General features: G+C 69.8%; 19 protein-coding genes. 11 read left to right on the top strand and 8 right to left on the bottom strand.

Annotated features, from left to right (window positions below):
* Positions 1 to 10: 10 nt before the first annotated feature.
* The 5 genes from recQ to ACZ6ZD_RS17155 are packed head-to-tail and all read right to left on the bottom strand — an operon-like array spanning position 11 to position 5,168.
* Positions 11 to 1,864 carry a DNA helicase RecQ gene (gene recQ / locus ACZ6ZD_RS17175; RefSeq protein WP_465673101.1) on the bottom strand — a complete coding sequence of 618 codons (1,854 nt, stop codon included), beginning with the start codon at positions 1,862 to 1,864 and terminating at the stop codon, positions 11 to 13.
* Positions 1,865 to 1,922: 58 nt separating this feature from the next.
* Complete coding sequence (locus ACZ6ZD_RS17170; RefSeq protein ID WP_465673099.1) at positions 1,923 to 2,324, bottom strand: VOC family protein; 402 nt, start codon at positions 2,322 to 2,324, stop codon at positions 1,923 to 1,925.
* Complete coding sequence (locus ACZ6ZD_RS17165) at positions 2,321 to 3,163, bottom strand: AraC family transcriptional regulator (RefSeq protein ID WP_465673097.1); 843 nt, start codon at positions 3,161 to 3,163, stop codon at positions 2,321 to 2,323. Before ACZ6ZD_RS17165 ends, ACZ6ZD_RS17170 begins: the two co-directional genes overlap by 4 nt.
* 10 nt (positions 3,164 to 3,173) lie before the next feature.
* Positions 3,174 to 4,190, bottom strand: coding sequence for a methyltransferase domain-containing protein (locus ACZ6ZD_RS17160; RefSeq protein WP_465673095.1), 1,017 nt, complete (start codon positions 4,188 to 4,190; stop codon positions 3,174 to 3,176).
* A 54-nt stretch (positions 4,191 to 4,244) separates the two neighbouring features.
* The gene (locus ACZ6ZD_RS17155; protein ID WP_465673093.1) at positions 4,245 to 5,168 is read right to left on the bottom strand and encodes an RNA polymerase sigma factor; all 924 of its coding nucleotides are present in this window, start codon (positions 5,166 to 5,168) and stop codon (positions 4,245 to 4,247) included.
* A 113-nt stretch (positions 5,169 to 5,281) separates the two neighbouring features.
* Here ACZ6ZD_RS17155 and ilvD point away from each other — a divergent pair, with 113 nt between their 5' ends.
* Positions 5,282 to 7,132, top strand: coding sequence for a dihydroxy-acid dehydratase (gene ilvD / locus ACZ6ZD_RS17150; protein WP_465676058.1), 1,851 nt, complete (start codon positions 5,282 to 5,284; stop codon positions 7,130 to 7,132).
* On the opposite strand, the gene ACZ6ZD_RS17145 is transcribed toward ilvD, so the two are convergent.
* The 3 genes from ACZ6ZD_RS17145 to ACZ6ZD_RS17135 are packed head-to-tail and all read right to left on the bottom strand — an operon-like array spanning position 7,129 to position 8,377.
* Positions 7,129 to 7,431, bottom strand: a complete 303-nt coding sequence (locus ACZ6ZD_RS17145) for a type II toxin-antitoxin system PemK/MazF family toxin (protein ID WP_465673091.1) — start codon at positions 7,429 to 7,431, stop codon at positions 7,129 to 7,131. The two genes, ilvD and ACZ6ZD_RS17145, sit on opposite strands and share 4 nt — an antisense overlap.
* A gap of 1 nt (position 7,432) precedes the next feature.
* Complete coding sequence (locus tag ACZ6ZD_RS17140; RefSeq protein WP_465673089.1) at positions 7,433 to 7,669, bottom strand: ribbon-helix-helix domain-containing protein; 237 nt, start codon at positions 7,667 to 7,669, stop codon at positions 7,433 to 7,435.
* Between the two features lie 39 nt (positions 7,670 to 7,708).
* Positions 7,709 to 8,377, bottom strand: coding sequence for an LON peptidase substrate-binding domain-containing protein (locus ACZ6ZD_RS17135; protein ID WP_465673087.1), 669 nt, complete (start codon positions 8,375 to 8,377; stop codon positions 7,709 to 7,711).
* A 111-nt stretch (positions 8,378 to 8,488) separates the two neighbouring features.
* On the opposite strand from ACZ6ZD_RS17135, the gene hisD reads away from it, so the two are divergent.
* The 10 genes from hisD to ACZ6ZD_RS17085 all read left to right on the top strand — a co-directional run bounded on the left by hisD (position 8,489) and on the right by ACZ6ZD_RS17085 (position 19,003).
* The gene (gene hisD, locus ACZ6ZD_RS17130) at positions 8,489 to 9,814 is read left to right on the top strand and encodes a histidinol dehydrogenase (RefSeq protein ID WP_465673085.1); all 1,326 of its coding nucleotides are present in this window, start codon (positions 8,489 to 8,491) and stop codon (positions 9,812 to 9,814) included.
* Positions 9,814 to 10,932 (top strand): histidinol-phosphate transaminase, encoded by a 1,119-nt coding sequence (locus ACZ6ZD_RS17125; RefSeq protein ID WP_465673083.1) that lies wholly within the window; start codon positions 9,814 to 9,816, stop codon positions 10,930 to 10,932. Before hisD ends, ACZ6ZD_RS17125 begins: the two co-directional genes overlap by 1 nt.
* Positions 10,929 to 11,528: an imidazoleglycerol-phosphate dehydratase HisB gene (gene hisB, locus ACZ6ZD_RS17120; RefSeq protein ID WP_465673081.1), complete on the top strand. Its 600-nt coding sequence runs from the start codon at positions 10,929 to 10,931 to the stop codon at positions 11,526 to 11,528. The genes ACZ6ZD_RS17125 and hisB overlap by 4 nt, the downstream gene beginning before the upstream one ends.
* The gene (gene hisH, locus ACZ6ZD_RS17115) at positions 11,525 to 12,160 is read left to right on the top strand and encodes an imidazole glycerol phosphate synthase subunit HisH (RefSeq protein WP_465673079.1); all 636 of its coding nucleotides are present in this window, start codon (positions 11,525 to 11,527) and stop codon (positions 12,158 to 12,160) included. Before hisB ends, hisH begins: the two co-directional genes overlap by 4 nt.
* 153 nt (positions 12,161 to 12,313) lie before the next feature.
* Positions 12,314 to 13,099 carry an ABC transporter ATP-binding protein gene (locus ACZ6ZD_RS17110; RefSeq protein ID WP_465673077.1) on the top strand — a complete coding sequence of 262 codons (786 nt, stop codon included), beginning with the start codon at positions 12,314 to 12,316 and terminating at the stop codon, positions 13,097 to 13,099.
* Positions 13,096 to 13,878, top strand: coding sequence for an ABC transporter ATP-binding protein (locus ACZ6ZD_RS17105; RefSeq protein WP_465673075.1), 783 nt, complete (start codon positions 13,096 to 13,098; stop codon positions 13,876 to 13,878). The genes ACZ6ZD_RS17110 and ACZ6ZD_RS17105 overlap by 4 nt, the downstream gene beginning before the upstream one ends.
* Complete coding sequence (locus tag ACZ6ZD_RS17100) at positions 13,875 to 15,707, top strand: AMP-dependent synthetase/ligase (RefSeq protein WP_465673073.1); 1,833 nt, start codon at positions 13,875 to 13,877, stop codon at positions 15,705 to 15,707. Before ACZ6ZD_RS17105 ends, ACZ6ZD_RS17100 begins: the two co-directional genes overlap by 4 nt.
* Positions 15,704 to 16,591: a branched-chain amino acid ABC transporter permease gene (locus tag ACZ6ZD_RS17095; RefSeq protein WP_465673071.1), complete on the top strand. Its 888-nt coding sequence runs from the start codon at positions 15,704 to 15,706 to the stop codon at positions 16,589 to 16,591. Before ACZ6ZD_RS17100 ends, ACZ6ZD_RS17095 begins: the two co-directional genes overlap by 4 nt.
* Positions 16,588 to 17,691, top strand: coding sequence for a branched-chain amino acid ABC transporter permease (locus ACZ6ZD_RS17090; RefSeq protein ID WP_465673069.1), 1,104 nt, complete (start codon positions 16,588 to 16,590; stop codon positions 17,689 to 17,691). Before ACZ6ZD_RS17095 ends, ACZ6ZD_RS17090 begins: the two co-directional genes overlap by 4 nt.
* 10 nt (positions 17,692 to 17,701) lie before the next feature.
* A complete protein-coding gene (locus ACZ6ZD_RS17085; protein WP_465673067.1) occupies positions 17,702 to 19,003 on the top strand; it encodes an ABC transporter substrate-binding protein in 1,302 nt (433 codons plus the stop codon).
* The last annotated feature ends 34 nt before the right edge of the window (positions 19,004 to 19,037 follow it).

The raw sequence follows: 19,037 nt of genomic DNA, 5'->3' as shown, positions 1-19,037 counted from the left end.
GCACACCGGGTTAGTCGGTGGCTAGGGCTTCTAGGACGCCTTGGCCGTATTTGGCGAGTTTGTTTTCGCCGATGCCGTTGATGGTGCCTAGGGCGGAGAGGGTGGTGGGGCGGTCGATGGCTATTTGGCGGAGGGTGGCGTCGTGGAAGATGACGTAGGCGGGGACGCCTTGGTCCTTGGCGGTGGTGGCGCGCCAGGTGCGGAGGCGTTCGAAGAGGGGGGCGGCTTCGGTGGGGAGGTCGGCGGCGGGGGACTTCTTGCCGCTGGTGGAGCGGGATCTTGATTTGGTGCGTTCGGGTTCGCGGCGCATCTGGAGGGTGCGGCGGCGGCCGAGGACTTCGGCGCTGTCGTCGGTGAGGACGAGGGTGCCGTAGTTGCCTTCGACGGCGAGCAGGCGCAGGGCGAGGAGCTGGCGGATGACGCCGCGCCACTCGGTGTCCTTGAGCTCGGTGCCGATGCCGAAGACGGTGAGCTCCTGGTGGCGGAACTGTTTGACCTTGTCGGTGTCCTTGCCGAGGAGGATGTCGATCAGCTGGCCGGCGCCGAACTTCTGGTTGCGCTCGTGCTGGAGGCGGTAGACAGTGGAGAGCAGCTTCTGGGCGGGGATGGTGCCGTCCCAGGACTCGGGCGGGGTGAGACAGGTGTCGCAGTTCTGGCAGGCCTCGCCCTGCTGGCCGAAGTAGGCGAGCAGCTGGGTGCGGCGGCACTCGACGGTCTCGCAGAGGGCGAGCATCGCGTCGAGGTGGGCGCCGAGCCGGCGGCGGTGGGCGAGGTCGCCCTCGGAGGTGTCGATCATCTTGCGCTGCTGGACGACGTCCTGCAGGCCGTAGGCGAGCCAGGCGGTCGAGGGCTGGCCGTCGCGGCCGGCGCGGCCGGTCTCCTGGTAGTAGCCCTCGACGGACTTCGGCAGGTCGAGGTGGGCGACGAACCGGACGTCGGGTTTGTCGATGCCCATGCCGAAGGCGATGGTCGCGACGACGACCAGGCCGTCCTCGCGCAGGAAGCGGGACTGGTTCTGCGCGCGGATGCGGCTGTCGAGACCGGCGTGGTACGGGACGGCCTCGATCCCGTTCTGGGTGAGGAAGGCCGCGGTCTTCTCGACGCTGTTGCGGGACAGGCAGTAGACGATGCCCGCGTCCCCCGCGTGCTCGGTGCGGAGCAGGTCGAGGAGCTGGCGCTGCGGGTTGTCCTTGGGGACGATCCGGTACTGGATGTTCGGCCGGTCGAAGCTGGCGACGAAGTGCTTGGCGTCGCCCAGCTGCAGCCGGGTCGCGATCTCGGCGTGGGTCGCCTCGGTCGCCGTCGCGGTGAGCGCGATCCGGGGGACGTCGGGCCAGCGCTCGTGCAGCTCGGACAGCATCAGGTAGTCGGGCCGGAAGTCGTGGCCCCACTGGGACACGCAGTGCGCCTCGTCGATCGCGAAGAGCGCGATCTTGCCCTGGTCGAGCAGTCGGACGGTCGCCTCGACGCGCAGCCGCTCCGGCGCCAGGTAGAGCAGATCCAGCTCGCCGGCCAGGAACGCCTGCTCCACCTCGCGCCGCTGGTCGAAATCCTGTGTGGAGTTCAGGAAGCCGGCCCGGACGCCGAGCGCGGTCAGCGCGTCGACCTGGTCCTGCATCAGGGCGATCAGCGGCGAGATCACCACACCCACACCGGAGCGGACGAGCGCCGGGATCTGGTAGCACAGCGACTTGCCGCCGCCGGTCGGCATCAGCACCAGCGCGTCACCGCCGCTGACGACGGTGTCGATGATCTCGGCCTGGTCGCCGCGGAAGGCGTCGTACCCGAAGACCCGGCGCAGCACGTCCAAAGCCTCACTCGGCAGCGATTCGTCGGACGCGGGCGGCACAGGTGTTTCGGTCACCCAGCGATTCTAGGCAGCTCCGCGCCGCCGCGTGTGCCCGATCGCCGCAGCCTGTGGATTACTCGCCGGCGTACGTCCCGACATCCCACAGATTCCCTTCCGGATCACGGACCGTGAACCCGCGCGATCCGTAATCGGTGTCCCGCAATCCGCGGACGACGACCGCCCCGGCGCCGATCGCGCGCCCGATCACCGCGTCCGGGTCGTCGTGGACCAGATACACGGCCTGCGTCTGGTCAGCGAGCGCCGAGTACGCATCAGGTGCGGCCTTCGCGTCGACCGAGCCCAGCATCACTCCGCCACCCGCCGGCCAGCGCAACTCCGCATGCCCGATCGATCCCTCGGCCACGCCCGGGTACGACGCCACCACCTCGAAACCGAGTCCTTTGGTCAGAAACGTCAGTGCGGCCTGTCCGTCGCGGTACATCAAGGTCGGCCAGACGCCAGTCGCAGTAGTCATATCCCAGACTCTGCAGCCTCCAGGGTGCACCGGTCTTGAACGTTTGGGAGCTCCTCGATCATCCACCGCCGTGGCGTGCACCCGGCGATCGCCTGCCACTCCCGCGTCAGATGCGCCTGATCGGCGTACCCGAACGCCGCAGCCAGGTCAGCCAGCCGTAGCGTCGGCTCCTGCCGCAGCCGCGCGACCGCCTGCTCGAACCGCAACACCCGCCCAGCCACCTTAGGCGCCAGCCCGTACTCCGCACCGAACCGCTCAGTCAGGTGCCGCCGGCTCCATCCGACCTCAGCAGCCAACTCCTGGACGCCGATCGCCCCGCCCGTCTCGCACAGCCGCCGCCAGGCCCATCCGACCTCAGCCCGGACGCCGGACGCCGGGGGAGTCGCCCACCGTCGCAGCAACGCCCCCTCCAACAGGTCGAACCGCTCGCCCCAGCCAGCGACAGACCGCAGCTGTGCGATCAGCTGCGCACCCGACGACCCGAAAATCTCCTCCAGCTCAACCACTCGCCACGCGAGTTCAACCGGCGGCAGTCCGAACAGCGCCCGCGCAGCCGCCGGAGTCAGCGCCAGCTGCAGACCAGCCCGGCTGCCCGAGCCGCCGACGTGCACCGCCTGCGAATGCAGCCCACTGAGCCCAGCGTCGTAGAAACCGCTAGTCCCGTCCGGCCACGCGATCCCGAGCGGTTCGTCCAGCGTGATGACCAGCGTCAGGTACTGCGACGGCAGTCCGCGATGCAGCTCCGGCGGAGCACCGTCGTACGCGTATCCGCTGAGGTCACCCACATACGGCCGCAGGGCAGGGTGCACCGCGCGCTGAACGTGGGTGAACCCTGCCATAGCCCTCAGGCTAGATCGGACGCCGAACCAGCACCATCCGCCCGAAGTCGGTCTGCGCGACCCGTACCAGCTCGAACCCGACCGCAACCGCCTCGTCGGTCAGCTGCTCCGCAGTCCGTCCGAACGGAACACCCCAGCCCTGAGCGATCAGCCGGCGCAGTGTGTACGACGGCAGCCCGGCCTCGTCCGGCACCGGCTCCATCTCCTGGATGAACAGGATGCCGCCCGGCTTCAGCGCCCGCAGGATCATCTCCAGCGTCGCCGCGCGCGTCGGCTCCGGGAAGAACGGCTGCGCCCAGAACGCCGAGCCGAACACGTCCTTCTCATCGAAGTCCCGCGCATCCAGCACCCGCACGTCGACCCGAGCGCCGACCCCCAGCGCCGCTACCCGCCGCCGGGTCTCCGCCGCGACGGCCGGGATCAACTCGATCGCCGTCCCGCGCAGCTCCGGAAACAGCCCAGCCAGCGTCGTCGTCGCACCCGCGACCCCGCACCCGACGTCGATGAACCGATCACGACGGATCGCCTCACCCAGCTCCGGAATCTGCGGCAGGAACAGCCGGTCGTAGAGCGCCGCAGTGACCGGTGTGGCCTTCCCACCGGTCGCCCGCGCCGTAACGAGCGCATCTGCCTCGGTCAGTGGCAGCGGCCCCGAGTCCGTTGCCGCCGTCCGGATCAACCGGGTCAGCAGCTCGGCCTGGTCCAGTGCGTCGTTCAGACCGATGTAGGCGTCGTCAGCGGCCAGTGCGGCGAACGAGTCGCTCAGCTGGACGCCGGAGTCGTCGAGCTGCACCACGCCATGCGCTTCGAGCGCACTGACGAGGTCACTGACCCGCTGCGGCGGCAGCCCGGAGTACGCCGCCAGCTCGTCCAGACTGCGCGGTTCGGTCAGGTACGTCGTCCAGCCCTTATCGCGCAGCGCTGTGACCAGCGAGAGGATCTGGGCGCCGTCGACCCAGGCCTTCACCACATCGCGCGCCTGCCCGGCCAGCGCGAATCGTGCGAGTTGATCGTCTTGGTTGCTCACATGGACAGGATGCGGGAGCGCACCCGAAGTTCGCGGGAGCAGCAGTGACCCGCGTCACGCGGACAGTGACTGGTCCATCCGCAGGGAGTGGAACAACCGCAGGTTGTGCACCCGACCGTCGCGCAGGTGCTGCACCCAGACCACCGTCGGCGGGCAGTGCAACGGGTCCTCCGGCGGATTGATCAGGTCGATCTCGCTGACGGTCACGTCCCGACTGGCCAGCACGTTCGTCAGCTGGCCGCGGACGCCGTCCGAGATGTCTTCATACATACCGCGCAGAAACGAGCTGACGTCGCCGTCGCCACCGGACCAGCTGTACCGCGCGTCCGGCGTCCAGTACGCCGCCAGCGTCTCAGCCAGCGTCCCGCGCTCAGCGGCGTCCATCGTCTCGGCCACCTCACGCCAGCGGACGCCGGTCAGCGCGTCAGCATCGCCGTAGCTCGTGTCAGCCGTCGCCAGCAGGCTCGTCGACAGCTGCCCGCGCGCCTTCGCGAGCCGGCTCCGCACCGTGCCGACCGGGATGCCGCACGCGTCCGCAATGTCCTGGTACGCCGTGACACCGCTGAAGTGCCGCAGCATCATCACCAGTCGCAGCGGCGGTGACAGCTCCTCCAGCGCCCGCCACACCCAGTCCCGAGTGGCGTGCCGCTCGAGCGCCTGCGCGGGATCCGGCTCGGACGACGGCAGGACCGCGTGCAGCTGCTCGTCGAGGGGGAGTGGACGCCGGGCGCGCAGTTGCGTCCGGCAAGCATTCCGGACGACCTGCCGCAACCAGGCCCCGGCCGCGGCCGGCTCCCGGACGTCGCCGATCCGGGCCAGCGCGACCGTCATCGCCTCCTGGACGGCGTCGTCCGCGTCCGGGCCGGGACCGAGGACGGAGATCGCCACCGCGGTCATCCCGGGCCGGTGCCGCGCGAGCAGGCTGCCGAGCGCCCCGATGTCGCCGGACTGGGCGGCCCGGACCAGATCGGTGTCCATACCGCCACGATAGCGACCGCCCGGAATCCGCCATCCGGGACCGCCGTTTCGGCATCCGGACGACGAGTGGCACCATGGACGAAGTCGTTCGCAGCGAGATTTTGGAGATCGTCGTGCCTGAGCTGAGGTCCCGAACCGTCACCCACGGCCGCAACATGGCGGGCGCCCGCGCCCTCATGATGGCCTCCGGCGTCGACCGCGGGGACTTCGGCAAGCCGATCATCGCGGTCGCCAACAGCTTCACCGAGTTCGTCCCCGGCCACACCCACCTGGCGCCGGTCGGCCGAATCGTGTCCGAGGCGATCCAGGCCGCCGGCGGGATCGCCCGCGAGTTCAACACGATCGCCGTCGACGACGGGATCGCGATGGGCCACGGCGGCATGCTCTACAGCCTGCCCTCGCGGGACCTGATCGCCGACTCGGTCGAGTACATGGTCGAGGCGCACTGCGCGGACGCGCTGATCTGCATCTCGAACTGCGACAAGATCACCCCCGGCATGCTGATGGCCGCGCTGCGGCTGAACATCCCGACGGTGTTCGTCTCCGGCGGCCCGATGGAGGCCGGCCGGGCGACGCTCGTCGACGGCACCGTCCGCAAACTGGACCTGATCGACGCGATGTCCGAGGCCGTCAACGAGAACGTCTCCGACGAGGACATCGCGCGGATCGAGGAGAACGCCTGCCCGACCTGCGGCTCCTGCTCGGGGATGTTCACCGCGAACTCGATGAACTGCCTGACCGAGGCGATCGGCCTGTCGCTGCCCGGTAACGGCTCGGTGCTGGCCACCCACACCGCGCGCCGGGCCCTCTACGAGAACGCCGGCCGCACGGTCGTCGAGATCACCAAGCGGTACTACGAGACCGACGACGCGACCGTGCTGCCGCGCAACGTCGCGTCCCGGGCCGCGTTCGAGAACGCGATGGCGCTCGACATCGCGATGGGCGGCTCGACGAACACGATCCTGCACCTGCTGGCCGCGGCCCAGGAGGCGCAGGTCGACTTCGACCTGGACGACATCAACGCCGTCTCGCGCCGGGTGCCCTGCCTGGCCAAGGTCGCGCCGAACGTCGCCCCCGGCGGCACGTACTACATGGAGGACGTGCATCGCGCGGGCGGCATCCCGGCCATCCTGGGCGAGCTCTACCGGGCCGGCCTGCTGAACGAGGACATCCACACCGTGCACAGCGCCTCTATCGGCGACTGGCTGAAGACCTGGGACGTGCGCAGCGGCTCGCCGTCGGCCGAGGCTGTCGAGCTGTGGCACGCGGCTCCGGGCTGCAAGCGGTCCGCGACGGCGTTCTCGCAGTCCGAGCGCTGGGACACCCTCGACACCGACGCGGCCGGCGGCTGTATCCGCGACCTCGAGCACGCCTACTCCCAGGACGGCGGTCTGGCCGTCCTCAAGGGCAACCTGGCCGTAGACGGCTGCGTCGTGAAGACGGCCGGCGTCGACGAGTCGATCTGGACCTTCCAGGGGCCCGCGGTCGTCTGCGAGTCGCAGGACGAGGCCGTCGAGAAGATCCTCGCCAAGCAGGTCCAGCCCGGTGACGTCGTCGTGATCCGCTACGAAGGCCCCAAGGGCGGCCCGGGGATGCAGGAGATGCTCTACCCGACGTCCTTCCTGAAAGGACGCGGCCTGGGCAAGGTCTGCGCGCTCGTCACCGACGGCCGCTTCTCCGGCGGTACGTCGGGGCTCTCGATCGGCCACGCTTCGCCGGAGGCCGCCTCGGGCGGCACGATCGCGCTGGTCCAGGACGGCGACCAGATCCGGATCGACATCCCGAGCCGCTCGATCGAGCTGCTCGTCGACGACGCCGAGCTGACGGCCCGGCGCGCGGCGCTCGGCGGCGTCTACGCGCCGAAGAGCCGCGAGCGCAAGGTCTCCCAGGCGCTGCGGGCCTACGCCGCGATGGCGACCAGCGCCGACAAGGGCGCCGTCCGCGACGTCAGCAAACTGGGTTAGATCTCCAGGTCGAACGCGAGGTTGATCGCCTCGGCCAGGGCCGGTTCCTGGTCGGGGTGCAGATAGCCGATCAACCGGCCCAGCTGGGACTTCGGGATCGTCTGGATGTTGTCGCAGGAGATCGCGCTGGGGTGGTCGAGCCCGTTCTGCGGGCCGACCAGCACCTCGGTGGACAGGCCGCGGATCGTGCTGGTGATCGGCGCGACGGTCACGTTCGTCAGCCGCGGCCGGATCAGCTCCCGGGTCAGGACGACGACGGGCCGCGGTTTGTCCAGCAGTGCGATGTGCAGCGGCCGCATCTCAGTCGAGGTCGGTCAGGACGGTGCTGGACGCCGAAGCGGTCATTCCCTCGAATTCGGGGTAGTCGCCGTGCTCGGCCAGGATCGCCAGGTCGCGGGCGGCCAGCGCCCGGCGGCGCTCGCGCTCCATCGCCCGGGCGACCACGGACGCCCGGCTGGTGGCCTGATCGGTCGCGACCAGCTCGTCCATGAACTCGACCAGGTCATCGGGCAGCCGCACGGTGATCTGTTTGCTCATACCAAAACCATACCGCCCCGGGATGCACCCCGCCAGGAGTCAGTTCGGCGACATCGTCGACCAGCTCAGGTCGGTGGCCGGGAGCGAGGGCAGCGCGGCGATCGCGGACAGCTCGGTGTCGAGCAGGCCGATCAGCTGGGACAGCCGGGTGGTGGTGTCGGTGGCCTCGAGCAGCTTCTGCCGATCCGGCGTCAGCAGCGTGGTGGCGGCCGACATCAGGTAGGACAGCGTGCTCGGGTCGTCGGGCAGGTCGCCGATGTGCAGCCCCGGGCGGCTGATGGTCGTGACGGCCTCGGCGTACCGGCGGAAGCGCTCGACGGCGATCATCGCCGTCCCGAGCGGGTCGTCGCCCAGCTCCTCGGGCAGCCACTCGACGTCGGCGACCAGGTAGTCGCCGGCGCCGTCCAGCTCGGCGACCTTGAACCGGCGGCTGCCGGTCAGCGTGATCTCGACCGGGCCGTCGTCGTCGGCGTCCAGGGTGATCTCGGAGATCGTCGCCGAACAGCCGGTCCCGTACAGCGAGCGGAAGACCCGCTCGCCGAGCTCGTACCCGTCCCGGACGGCGAGCGCGCCGCAGACCAGCTCGCCGCCGTTCTCGACCAGGTCCCGGATCACGGCGCGGCCCTGCACGTCGGTCACCGGGATCGGAAGCACCAGCCCGGGGAAGATCACCGTTTCGACAGTGAGCAGTGGCAGGCGGGAGTCCATATCAAGGAGCCTAGTGGACAACGCACCTCATCACGCGGCGTCACCGCGCCGTTCCGCCCGCCGGATGGATATGCGGTCAGGGGAGCGGAGCGTGAGCACTAGACTGGGCCCATGATTCGCCGCGTCGACCTGCGGGGACGAGTGGCGGCCGGTGAGGTCTTCGACCTCCACGCCGAAGTGAGCGCCCTGGTCCCCCGAGCCGTGTTCGACGTCGAGAAGGCTCTCGACGTCGTCCGACCGATCTGTCTGGACGTCCGTCATCGCGGGCTGGCGGCGATCCGGGAGTACGGCGAGAAGTTCGACCACGTCCGGGTGGACGACGTGCGCGTCCCGGCGGCGGCGCTGAAGACGGCGCTGGAGGAGCTGGACCCGGTGGTCCGGTCCGCGTTCGAGGAGGCGATCCGGCGGGTCCGCGAGGTCTCCGAGGACGAGCTGACCGCGGATATCGAGTCCGAGCCCGCGCCGGGTGGCCGGGTCACGCAGCGGTTCGTCCCGGTCCAGCGCGTCGGGCTGTACGTGCCGGGCGGCCGCGCGCCGCTGGCGTCGTCCGTCGTGATGAACGTCGTCCCCGCGCAGGTGGCCGGCGTGCCGTCGCTGGCGGTGGCATCCCCGCCGCAGAAGGAGTTCGGCGGTCTGCCGCACCCGACGGTGCTGGCCGTCTGCGAAATGCTCGGGATCACCGAGGTCTACGCGATGGGCGGCGCGCAGGCGATCGCCGGATTCGCTTACGGCTTCGACGGCTGCCGCAAGGTCAACCTGATCACGGGTCCCGGCAACATCTATGTCGTTGCCGCGAAGCGCTTTCTGCTCGGCGAGGTCGGGATCGACTCCGAGGCCGGCCCGACCGAGATCGCGATCCTGGCCGATGACAGCGCGGACGCGCGACACGTCGCGGCCGACCTGATCAGTCAGGCCGAACACGACCCGATGGCGGCGTCCGTCCTGGTCACCCCGAGCGAGACGCTCGCCGCGGCGGTCGCGGCCGAGCTGCCCGCGCAGGTCGCCGCGACCAGGCACAGCGAGCGCGTCACCGAGGCGCTGACCGGTCAGCAGTCCGCGATCGTCCTCGTCGACGACCTCGACCAGGGCGCCGCCGTCGTGGATGCGTACGCCGCCGAACACCTCGAGATCCAGACCGTGGACGCCGAGGAGCGGGCTGGTCAGATCACCAATGCGGGTGCGATCTTCGTCGGCGGCTGGTCCCCGGTCTCGCTGGGCGACTACTGCGCCGGCTCGAACCACGTCCTGCCGACCGCGGGCTGCGCCTGCCACTCGTCCGGCCTGTCCGTGCGCAGCTTCCTCAAAGCCGTGCACGTCATCAACTACTCGCGCGCCGCGCTCGAGGACGTCGCCGGGCATGTCGTTGCCCTGGCCAACGCCGAAGACCTGCCCGCGCACGGCGCCGCCGTCTCGATCCGCTTCCCCGGAGCCAGCTGATGGGGCGCTTCGACGGTCTGCCGATCCGTGACGAGCTCAAGAGCTTCGAGCCGTACGGCGCACCGCAGCTCGACGTACCGGTGCTGCTGAACGTCAACGAGAACCCGTACGGTCCCAGCGAGGAGGCGGTTGCCGACATCGCCAACTCGGTCGCGGCCGCGGCCCGGGGGCTGAACCGCTACCCGGATCGCGAGTTCCTCGAGCTGCGGGCCGATCTGGCGGCCTACCTCGGCCGGGAGTCCGGCGCGCAGCTGACGGCCGAGCAGATCTGGGCGGCCAACGGCTCCAACGAGGTCATGCTGCATCTGTTGCAGGCCTTCGGCGGCCCGGGCCGCAAGGCGCTCTCGTTCGCCCCGACCTACTCGATGTACCCGGAGTACGCGCGGGACACCAACACCGCCTGGGTCACCGGCCGCCGCGCCGAGGACTTCACCCTCGACCAGAGCAAGGCGCTGGCCGCGATCTCGCGGCACCGCCCGTCCGTCGTCCTGCTCGCCTCGCCGAACAACCCGACCGGGACGGCGCTGCCGATCCAGGTCGTCGAGGCGCTGGCGGCGCGGACGGCGGCGATCGGCGCGGTGCTCGTCGTCGACGAGGCGTACGGCGAGTTCCGCCGGGCCGGGACGCCGAGCGCCCTGTCCCTGTTGCCGTCGTACCCGAATCTGGCCGTCGCGCGGACGATGTCGAAGGCGTTCGCATTGGCCGGCGGCCGGGTCGGATACCTTGCCGCGAGCAACCAACTGGTCGACGCGCTGCGGATCGTCCGGCTGCCGTACCACCTGTCCGCGGTCACGCAGGCCGTCGCGCGGGCCGCGCTCCGGCACTCCGACGAGCTGCTCGGCCGCGTCGAGCAGCTGCGCACCGAGCGGGACGAGACCGTCAGCTGGTTGCGCGGCCTCGGCCTGCGCGCGGTCGACTCCGACGCGAACTTCGTCCTGTTCGGCCTCTTCGCCGATCGGCACGCGGTCTGGCAGGCCCTGCTGGCGGACGGCGTCCTGATCCGCGAAACCGGGCCGGACGGCTGGCTGCGGGTCTCCATCGGCACCGGCGCCGAGATGGCCGCGTTCCGCGCTTCCCTGGAGCGCATCCTCAAGACAGACACCGGAAGGCTGCTATGACGCGCACTGCACGGATCGATCGCGAGACCAGTGAGTCGAAGGTTCTGGTCGAGCTGGACGTCGACGGCACCGGCCGGGCCGACATCTCGACCGGGGTCGGGTTCTACGACCACATGCTGAACGCGCTGGCCAAGCACGCGCTGCTCGACCTGACCGTGAACACGGTCGGCGACCTGGAGATCGACGCGCACCACACGGTCGAGGACACCGCCATCGGTATCGGCCAGGCGCTCAAGGAGGCGCTCGGCGACAAGCGCGGCATCCGCCGGTTCGGCGACGCGACCGTCCCGCTGGACGAGGCGCTCGTGCACTGCACGGTCGACCTGTCCGGCCGCCCGTACTGCGTGCACACCGGTGAGCCCGACGGGCAGATCTACGCGATCATCGGCGGCGATTACGCCGGTTCGCTGACCCAGCACGTCTTCGAGACACTCGCGTTCAACGCCGCGATCTGCATCCACATCCGGGTGCTGTCCGGCCGCGATCCGCACCACATCGTCGAGGCGCAGTTCAAGGCGTTCGCCCGCGCGCTCCGCGCTGCCGCCGAGCTGGATCCGCGGCAGCCCGGCATCCCGTCCACCAAGGGCGCGCTGTGACGAAGAAGGTCGTCCTGCTCGACTACGGCTCGGGCAACATCCGCTCGGGGGAGCGGGCGCTGCAGCGCGTCGGCGCCGACGTCACCGTCACCTCCGACTACGACGAAGCGCTGAACGCCGACGGCCTGCTGGTCCCCGGCGTCGGCGCGTTCGCCGCATGTATGACCGGGCTCAAGTCCGTCCGCGGTGACGAGCTCGTCGACCGCCGGCTGACCGGCAGCCGCCCGGTGCTCGGGATCTGCGTCGGGATGCAGATCCTGTTCGCCCGCGGGATCGAGCACGGCGTCGAGACCGACGGCTGCGAGCAGTGGCCGGGCACGGTCGAGCGGCTCCGGTCCGAGCAGCCCGTTCCGCACATGGGCTGGAACACGATCGACGTCCCGGCCGGTACCAGCCTGTTCGACGGCGTCGAGAAGGAGCGGTTCTACTTCGTCCACTCCTACGGCGTCCGGAGCTGGGAGTTGACCGACACCCGCGAGTCCGTGACCCCGCTGGTGACCTGGACGGAGTACGGCGGCGACCGCTTCGTGGCCGCCGTCGAGAACGGCCCGCTGACCGCGACGCAGTTCCACCCGGAGAAATCCGGGGACGCCGGTGCGACCGTCCTGGAGAACTGGGTTCGCTCGCTCTGATACCAGTTGTCTCACTGGTTTAGCACCTGATACCGGTCACGGTTCGGGTGGCACTGCCCCTTTACCTGGGCGCGAGGTCTTCTCAGGTGACCAAAAGTGCTGTCACACTCACTCGCCAAGGTCATGGGAACCGTCGGGGATCCGGGAGGCCGGGTGCTTGCTGCGAAGAACCTCGAGGTCGTCTACGACGACGTGATGCTGGTGCTGCGGGGCGTCGGCCTGGAGATCCCGCAAGGGCGGATCGTCGCCCTGCTGGGGGCCAACGGCGCCGGCAAGTCCACCTTGCTGCGCGCGCTGTCGGGGCTGCTCGACGTCCATGACGGCGCGGTCCGGCGCGGGTCGATCACGCTGGACGGCGAGCCGATCCACGGCTACGGCGCCAGCCGGATCGCTGCCCTGGGCATCAAACAGGTCCTGGAGGGCCGGCGGATCCTCGCCGACCTGACCGTCGAGGAGAACCTGCGGATCGGCGGGCACGTCACGCCGCGCGCGATCCGGGCCAACCTCGACCGGACGTACGAGCTGTTCCCGGTGCTGGCCGGGCGGCGGCACCGGACGGCCGGCTACCTGTCCGGCGGTGAGCAGCAGATGCTCGCGATCGGCCGGGCCCTGATGTCGGACCCGGCGTACCTGCTGCTCGACGAGCCGAGCCTCGGGCTGGCGCCGCTGATCGTCCAGCAGATCCGGGACGTGATCGTGCGGATCAACGAGCAGGGGACGACCGTGCTGCTGGTCGAGCAGAACGCAGCGATGGCGTTGTCGATCGCCGAACACGGCTATGTGCTGGAGAACGGCTCCGTCGTGATGGACAAACCCGCGGCCGAGCTGCTCGCGGACGGCGACGTCCGCGAGTTCTACCTGGGGCTCGGGGCCGAGGGCGCGGTGAAGTCGTTCCGCGACGTGAAGCACTACCGGCGGCGGAAGCGGTGGTTGTCATGACGGAGCCGGTGCTCAGTTTCGACGACGTCCGGCTCGGCTTCGCCGGTGTCACGGCGCTCGACGGCGTCAGCTTCACGGTGAACCCGGGCGAGCTGTTCGCGGTGATCGGCCCGAACGGCGCCGGCAAGACCTCGATCTTCAACGTGCTCTCCGGCGTCTATCGGCCGCAGCGCGGCTCGGTCCGCTTCGAGGGCGCCGAGCTGATCGGACGCCGTCCGCACGCCATCGCGCGGCTCGGCGTCGCCCGGACCTTCCAGAACATCGAGCTGTTCGCGAACCTCACCGTGCTGGACAACCTGATGCTCGGCCGGCATCACCATCACCCGTACGGCGTGCTCGCGGCCTTCGGCTGGCTCGGCAAGGCGAGGCGCAGCGAGCTGGCCAACCGGCTGGCCGTCGAGGAGATCATCGACTTCCTCGAGCTGGCCCAGTGGCGGCGGTTGCCGGTCGGTCTGTTGCCGTACGGCGTCCAGAAGCGCGTCGAGCTCGGCCGGGCCCTGGCCGGGGAGCCGAAACTGCTGCTGCTCGACGAGCCGGTGGCCGGGATGAACCTGGAGGAGACCGAGGACATGGCCCGGTTCGTCCTCGACATCCGCGACGAGCTCGGGCTGCCGATCATCATGGTCGAGCACGACATGGGCCTGGTGATGGATCTGGCCGACCGGATCATGGTGATCGACTTCGGCCGGCCGATCCGGACCGGCACCCCGCCGGAGGTGGCCGGCGACCCGGAGGTGATCCGCGCCTATCTCGGCGCCGAGCATCGGGAGGCCGGATGACCGCCACGATCGCCACCCGGGTCCGGGACCGGGCCGCCGCGACCCCGGAGGTGATCGCCTTACGGGAGAAGGATCTGGGCATCTGGCAGCAGGTCAGCTGGTCGGAGTACTGGCGGACGGCCGAGCTGGCCGGGCACGCGCTCCTTGCCCTCGGCATCGAACCGGGCGACCGGATCGCCGTGCACTCCGACAACCGTCGCGAGTGGCTGTACGCCGATGTCGCGACGGTCGCCGTCGGCGCCGCGACCGTCGGCCTCTACCCGACCAACCCGGTCGCCGAGGTCGCCTACCTGCTCCGGCACTCCGGGGCCCGGGTGCTGATCGCGGAAGACCAGGAACAGGTCGACAAAGCGCTCGCTGCAGGCGACCTGCCCGCCCTGGAACGGATCGTGTACGTCGAGCCGCGCGGCATCCGCAACCGGTACGACGATCCGCGGTTGCTCGCCTGGCCCGATTTCCTTGCCCTCGGCAAGGAGCACCAGGAACAGCACCCGGACGCCGTTGCCCGCCGGATGGAGCGCTGCCAGCCGAACGACGTGGTCACCGTGATCTACACCTCCGGGACGACCGGCCCGCCCAAGGGCGCGATGCTCACCGCGGCGAATGTCGAGTTCGCGATCCAGGAGCTGATCGAGCGCGGCGGGTTCGCCTCGCCGCCGCCGTCCGCCCGGGACTGCGTGCTGTCGTACCTGCCGTTGTGCCATGTCGCCGAGCGGATCTTCAGCACCTGGTTCGGCGCGGGTGCGGGCGTCTGCGTGCACTTCGCCGAATCGATCGAGACGGTGGCGGCCAATCTGCGCGAGGTGCAGCCGACGATCCTGTTCGGCGTCCCGCGGATCTGGGAGAAGATCGCGGCCGGGGTGCAGATCCGGATCGACTCCGCGGACCCGATCAAACGCCGGGTCGGCGGGTTCTGGTTGCGCCGCGCCGACTGGATCGGCGGCGTGCTCGCGGCCAACGCGGGCCGGCACAGCACGGCGTCCCGGATCGTCTACGGCATCGGCTGGCTGTTCTGCTACCGCGCGCTGCTCGACCGGGTGGGGCTGCGCGAGGTCCGGTACGCCGCGTCCGGCGCGGCGCCGATCGCGCCCGAGGTGCTCCGGTTCTTCATGGGGCTCGGCGTCCCGATGCACGAGGTGTACGGGATGACCGAGAACACCGCCGTCGCGACGGCGAACCGGCCCGGCCGGGTCAAGGTCGGCACGGTCGGCGAGGCGCATCCGAGTGTCGAGGTCCGGATCGACGAGCTGACCGGCGAGATCCAGACCCGGCACCTGGGCACCTTCGCGGGCTACTGGCAGGATCCGGCGGCGACCAAGGCGGTGCTCGGCGCGGACGGCTGGCTGCGCACCGGCGACGTGGGGGAGTGGGTCGACGGCACGCACCTGCGGATCACCGACCGGATGAAGGACATCATCATCACCGCGGGCGGGAAGAACATCGCGCCGTCCGAGCTGGAGAACGCGCTGAAGGCGTCGCCGTACATCAAGGAGGCGCTGGTGGTCGGCGACCGCCGCCGGTTCCTGGCAGCGCTGATCGGCATCGAGCCGGACACCGTCGGCCACTGGGCGCAGACGCGGCGGCTGGCCTACACGACGTACGCCGACCTGGCCGCCAAACCGGAGGTGGTCGCGCTCGTGCAGACGGTCGTCGACGACGTCAACGTCCGGTTCGCCACCGTCGAGCAGGTGCGCTCGTTCCGGCTGCTGCCGAAGCTGCTGGACCACGAGGACGGCGAGCTGACCGCGACCCAGAAGCTGAAACGGTCGGCCGTCCTGCGCTCGTTCGAGGGCCTGGTCGAGGCCATGTACGCGAAGGAGGCGCGGTGAACGAGTTCCTCGCGACCGTCGTGCGCGGCCTCGGCAGCGGGTCGATCTACGCCCTGCTGGCGCTGGGGTTCGTGATCGTCTACAAGTCCATGCGGGTGATCAGCTTCGCCCAGCCGGCCTTCATGATGACCGGCAGCCTGCTGGTCGGCTACCTGGTGCTGTCGATGAACTTCTTCCTCGCCGTCCTGATCGCCCTGCTGCTGACCGCGCTGCTCGGCGCGGGGGTCGAGCGGCTCGCGTTGCGCCCGATGATCGGCAAACCGGTCTTCGTACTCGCGATCGTCACCCTCGGCGTCGACATCGTCGTCCGCACGGTGGTGAACTCGTTCATCGGCCTCGACATCCGCCAGATGGGCGACCCCTGGGGCCTGCGCCAGCTCGACGTCCTCGGCGTGCAGATCGACCAGCGCCACCTGGCCACCCTGGTCACCACGCTCGTCGTGGTGGCCGTGCTCTTCGCCTTCTACCGCTGGTCCCGCACCGGGCTGGCGATGCGCGCGGCGTCGTCCGACCAGGAGGTCGCGCTCGCCCAGGGCATCTCGGTCGCGCGCGTCTTCTCCCTCTCCTGGGCCCTCGCCGCGGCCCTGGCCGGTCTGGCCGGCGTCTTCCTCGCCACCGGTATCGGCCTCGAACAGAACCTCTGGCTCACCGCCCTCAAAGCCCTACCGGTCATCATCCTCGGCGGCCTCGACTCGCTCGGCGGCGCCGTCCTCGCCGGTCTCGCGATTGGCGTCGTCGAAGCCCTGGTCGGCAGCTACGGCGGCGATCTCCATCCCGTCTTCGGCGGCGACTTCTTCCTCGTCGTCCCCTACCTGCTGATGCTCCTCGTCCTCCTCGTCAGACCCTACGGCCTGTTCGGAACCCGAGAGGTGGAACGCATATGAGCCGGCCACTGCTCTACCTGTCGTATCGGCAGGACATGGCGTTGCTGAACACCGGGGCCAAGCGGGGGTGGACGGCGGTGCTGGTGGTGGGTGGGCTGGGGTTGCCGTTCGTGGTGCAGGACGATCTGTTGATCGTGCTGGCCACGGCTTGGGTGGCGGCGATCGGGGCCATCGGGCTGAACATCGTGACGGGGTACGGCGGGCAGGTGTCGTTGGGACATGCGTTCTTCCTGGCGATCGGGGCGTACACGGCGGCGGCGATCTCGGGGGATCCGGACAGTACGCGGCTGATCGGGTTCGGGATCACCTCGTTGCCGGTGTGGTTATTGGCGGCGGGGTTGGTGGCGGGGCTGGCCGGGCTGATCGTTGCGCCGTTGGCGGCTCGGCTGCGGGGGTTGTATCTGGCGGTGGTGACGCTGGGGCTGGTGTTCATCGGGGAGCACGTGTTCAAGCATTGGCGCGAGTTGACCGGTGGCGTCGGGGTCGGCCGACCGGCCGCGGTGCCGGAGTTGTTCGACTTGCAGTTCGCGGTGGACGGCGCGTTCTTCACCAAGGCGCAGAAGCTGTACCTGCTGATGCTCGTGCTGCTGGTGATCTTCGGCGTCCTGGCGCGCAATCTGGTCCGGTCGCGGATCGGGCGGGCGCTGGCCGCGGTCCGGGACCGGGATCTGGCCGCGGCGGTGATCGGGGTCGACGTGACCCGCTACAAGATGATCGCGTTCGCGGTGTCGTCGTTCTACGCCGGCGTCGCGGGCGCCCTGCTGTACGTGATGATCGGCTTCGTCGAGCCCGGGTCGTTCAACCTGGCGATGTCGGTGCAGTACATCGCGATGATCCTGATCGGCGGTGTCGCGACCATCTCGGGGTCGGTCCTCGGCGCCGTGTTCATCACGCTGCTGCCCCGGGTCACCCGGGAGCTGCCGGCGGTGCTGCCGTTCGTCAGCAGCAGCCCGGGCTCGGGCGGCATCACGGTCTTCCAGGTCGAGACGATTCTCTACGGCCTGCTGATCATCGGATTTCTCGTCTTCGAACCGCGGGGGCTGTTCGGGATCTGGACCCGGCTCCGCACCTACTGGAAAGCGTGGCCGTTCTCGCACTGAAGGAGCAACGATGAATATTCGGAGGGGAATCGCCGTCACGCTGGTCGTGGCGCTGGCCGTGCTGACGGGGTGCCGCAACGACGCCCCGCAGACGCAGGAGGGCGCCACCGGCGTCAAGTTCGACGTCGGCGTCACCAAGGAGCCGTGCCCGGCCGCGGTCGACCAGGCCAAGGGCTGTATCTACCTGGGCTCGATCTCGGATCTGACCGAGGGCCCGTTCAAGGCGCTCGGCGTCCCGATCACCGCCAGCCAGAAGGCGTTCTGGCAGCGGGTCAACGAAGCCGGCGGGATCGGCGGCTTCGAGGTCGACGTGACCAAGTACGTCAAGGACAACAAGTACAACCCGCAGATCCACAACGAGGTGTACGCCGAGATCAAACCCGATGTGCTCGGGCTGACCCAGACCCTCGGCTCACCGACCACCACGGCGATCCTCGGCGACCTCAAGTCCAGCGGGGTGATCGGCGTCCCGGCGTCCTGGACGTCGGCGTGGGCGTTCGAGGACGTGATCCTGGAGTCGGGGACGAACTACTGCTTCGAGTCGATGAACTCGGTCGACTTCGGCGCCGAGACGCTCAAGGCCAAGAGCGTGGCCGCGGTGCACTTCCCCGGTGACTACGGCGACGACGCGGCGGCCGGGACGAAGGTCGCGGCAGAGGCCAACGGGATGACGTTCACCGACATCCCGACCGCACCGGGGCAGGAGAACCAGGGCGCGGCGATCCAGAAGCTGCTCGCCGCCAAACCTGATCTGGTCATCCTCAGCACCGGCCCGACCGAGGCGGCCACGATCGTCGGCGGCGCCGCGCAGAACGGCTTCAAGGGCCAGTTCATCGGCAGCAGCCCGACCTGGAACCCGGCGCTGCTGAAGAGCCCGGCCGCACCCGCGCTGACCGCGCTCTACCGGCAGTCCGGTCCGTGGGCGCCGTACGGGACCGACACCGCCGGTCACAAGGCGCTGGCGGCCGCGCTGGACCCGGCGACCTTCAAGGCCGCGCCGAACGACGGCTACACCGCGGGCTGGGTCTGGTCGTATCCGATGAAGGCGGCGCTGCAGAAGGCCGTCGACGCCAAGGACCTGACGCGGGCCGGGCTGCTGGCCGCGGTCAAGTCGCTGGAGACCGTGGACTACGAGGGCATGCTCCCGGCCGCGGCCGGGAAGTTCGGCGGCGCGCCGAACGACCGGGTGTTCCGGCAGAGCCTGATCTCGAAGGTCGACCCGTCGGCGCCGACCGGGGTGGTCGTGGAGAAGGACTTCTTCACCGGGAAGACGGCGACCGGCTACGAGTTCAGCAAGCCCTGTTATCAGTGACCCACTCTTGATGTTTGTCAGGTGTTTACCGTAC

The sequence above is a fragment of the Kribbella sp. NPDC104218 genome, assembly GCF_055584105.1.
Note: the sequence above shows the minus strand (reverse complement) of the source record. Positions and strands in the feature narration are given on the sequence as shown.

Bases quoted from the DNA above. Each gene is read 5' to 3' on its own strand.
- ACZ6ZD_RS17170 (WP_465673099.1), bottom strand. From the start codon at position 2,324: ATGACTACTGCGACTGGCGTCTGGCCGACCTTGATGTACCGCGACGGA.
- ACZ6ZD_RS17165 (WP_465673097.1), bottom strand. From the start codon at position 3,163: ATGGCAGGGTTCACCCACGTTCAGCGCGCGGTGCACCCTGCCCTGCGG.
- ACZ6ZD_RS17155 (WP_465673093.1), bottom strand. From the start codon at position 5,168: ATGGACACCGATCTGGTCCGGGCCGCCCAGTCCGGCGACATCGGGGCG.
- ACZ6ZD_RS17145 (WP_465673091.1), bottom strand. From the start codon at position 7,431: ATGCGGCCGCTGCACATCGCACTGCTGGACAAACCGCGGCCCGTCGTC.
- ACZ6ZD_RS17140 (WP_465673089.1), bottom strand. From the start codon at position 7,669: ATGAGCAAACAGATCACCGTGCGGCTGCCCGATGACCTGGTCGAGTTC.
- ACZ6ZD_RS17135 (WP_465673087.1), bottom strand. From the start codon at position 8,377: ATGGACTCCCGCCTGCCACTGCTCACTGTCGAAACGGTGATCTTCCCC.
- hisD (WP_465673085.1), top strand. From the start codon at position 8,489: ATGATTCGCCGCGTCGACCTGCGGGGACGAGTGGCGGCCGGTGAGGTC.
- ACZ6ZD_RS17125 (WP_465673083.1), top strand. From the start codon at position 9,814: ATGGGGCGCTTCGACGGTCTGCCGATCCGTGACGAGCTCAAGAGCTTC.
- hisB (WP_465673081.1), top strand. From the start codon at position 10,929: ATGACGCGCACTGCACGGATCGATCGCGAGACCAGTGAGTCGAAGGTT.
- ACZ6ZD_RS17105 (WP_465673075.1), top strand. From the start codon at position 13,096: ATGACGGAGCCGGTGCTCAGTTTCGACGACGTCCGGCTCGGCTTCGCC.
- ACZ6ZD_RS17100 (WP_465673073.1), top strand. From the start codon at position 13,875: ATGACCGCCACGATCGCCACCCGGGTCCGGGACCGGGCCGCCGCGACC.
- ACZ6ZD_RS17090 (WP_465673069.1), top strand. From the start codon at position 16,588: ATGAGCCGGCCACTGCTCTACCTGTCGTATCGGCAGGACATGGCGTTG.
- ACZ6ZD_RS17085 (WP_465673067.1), top strand. From the start codon at position 17,702: ATGAATATTCGGAGGGGAATCGCCGTCACGCTGGTCGTGGCGCTGGCC.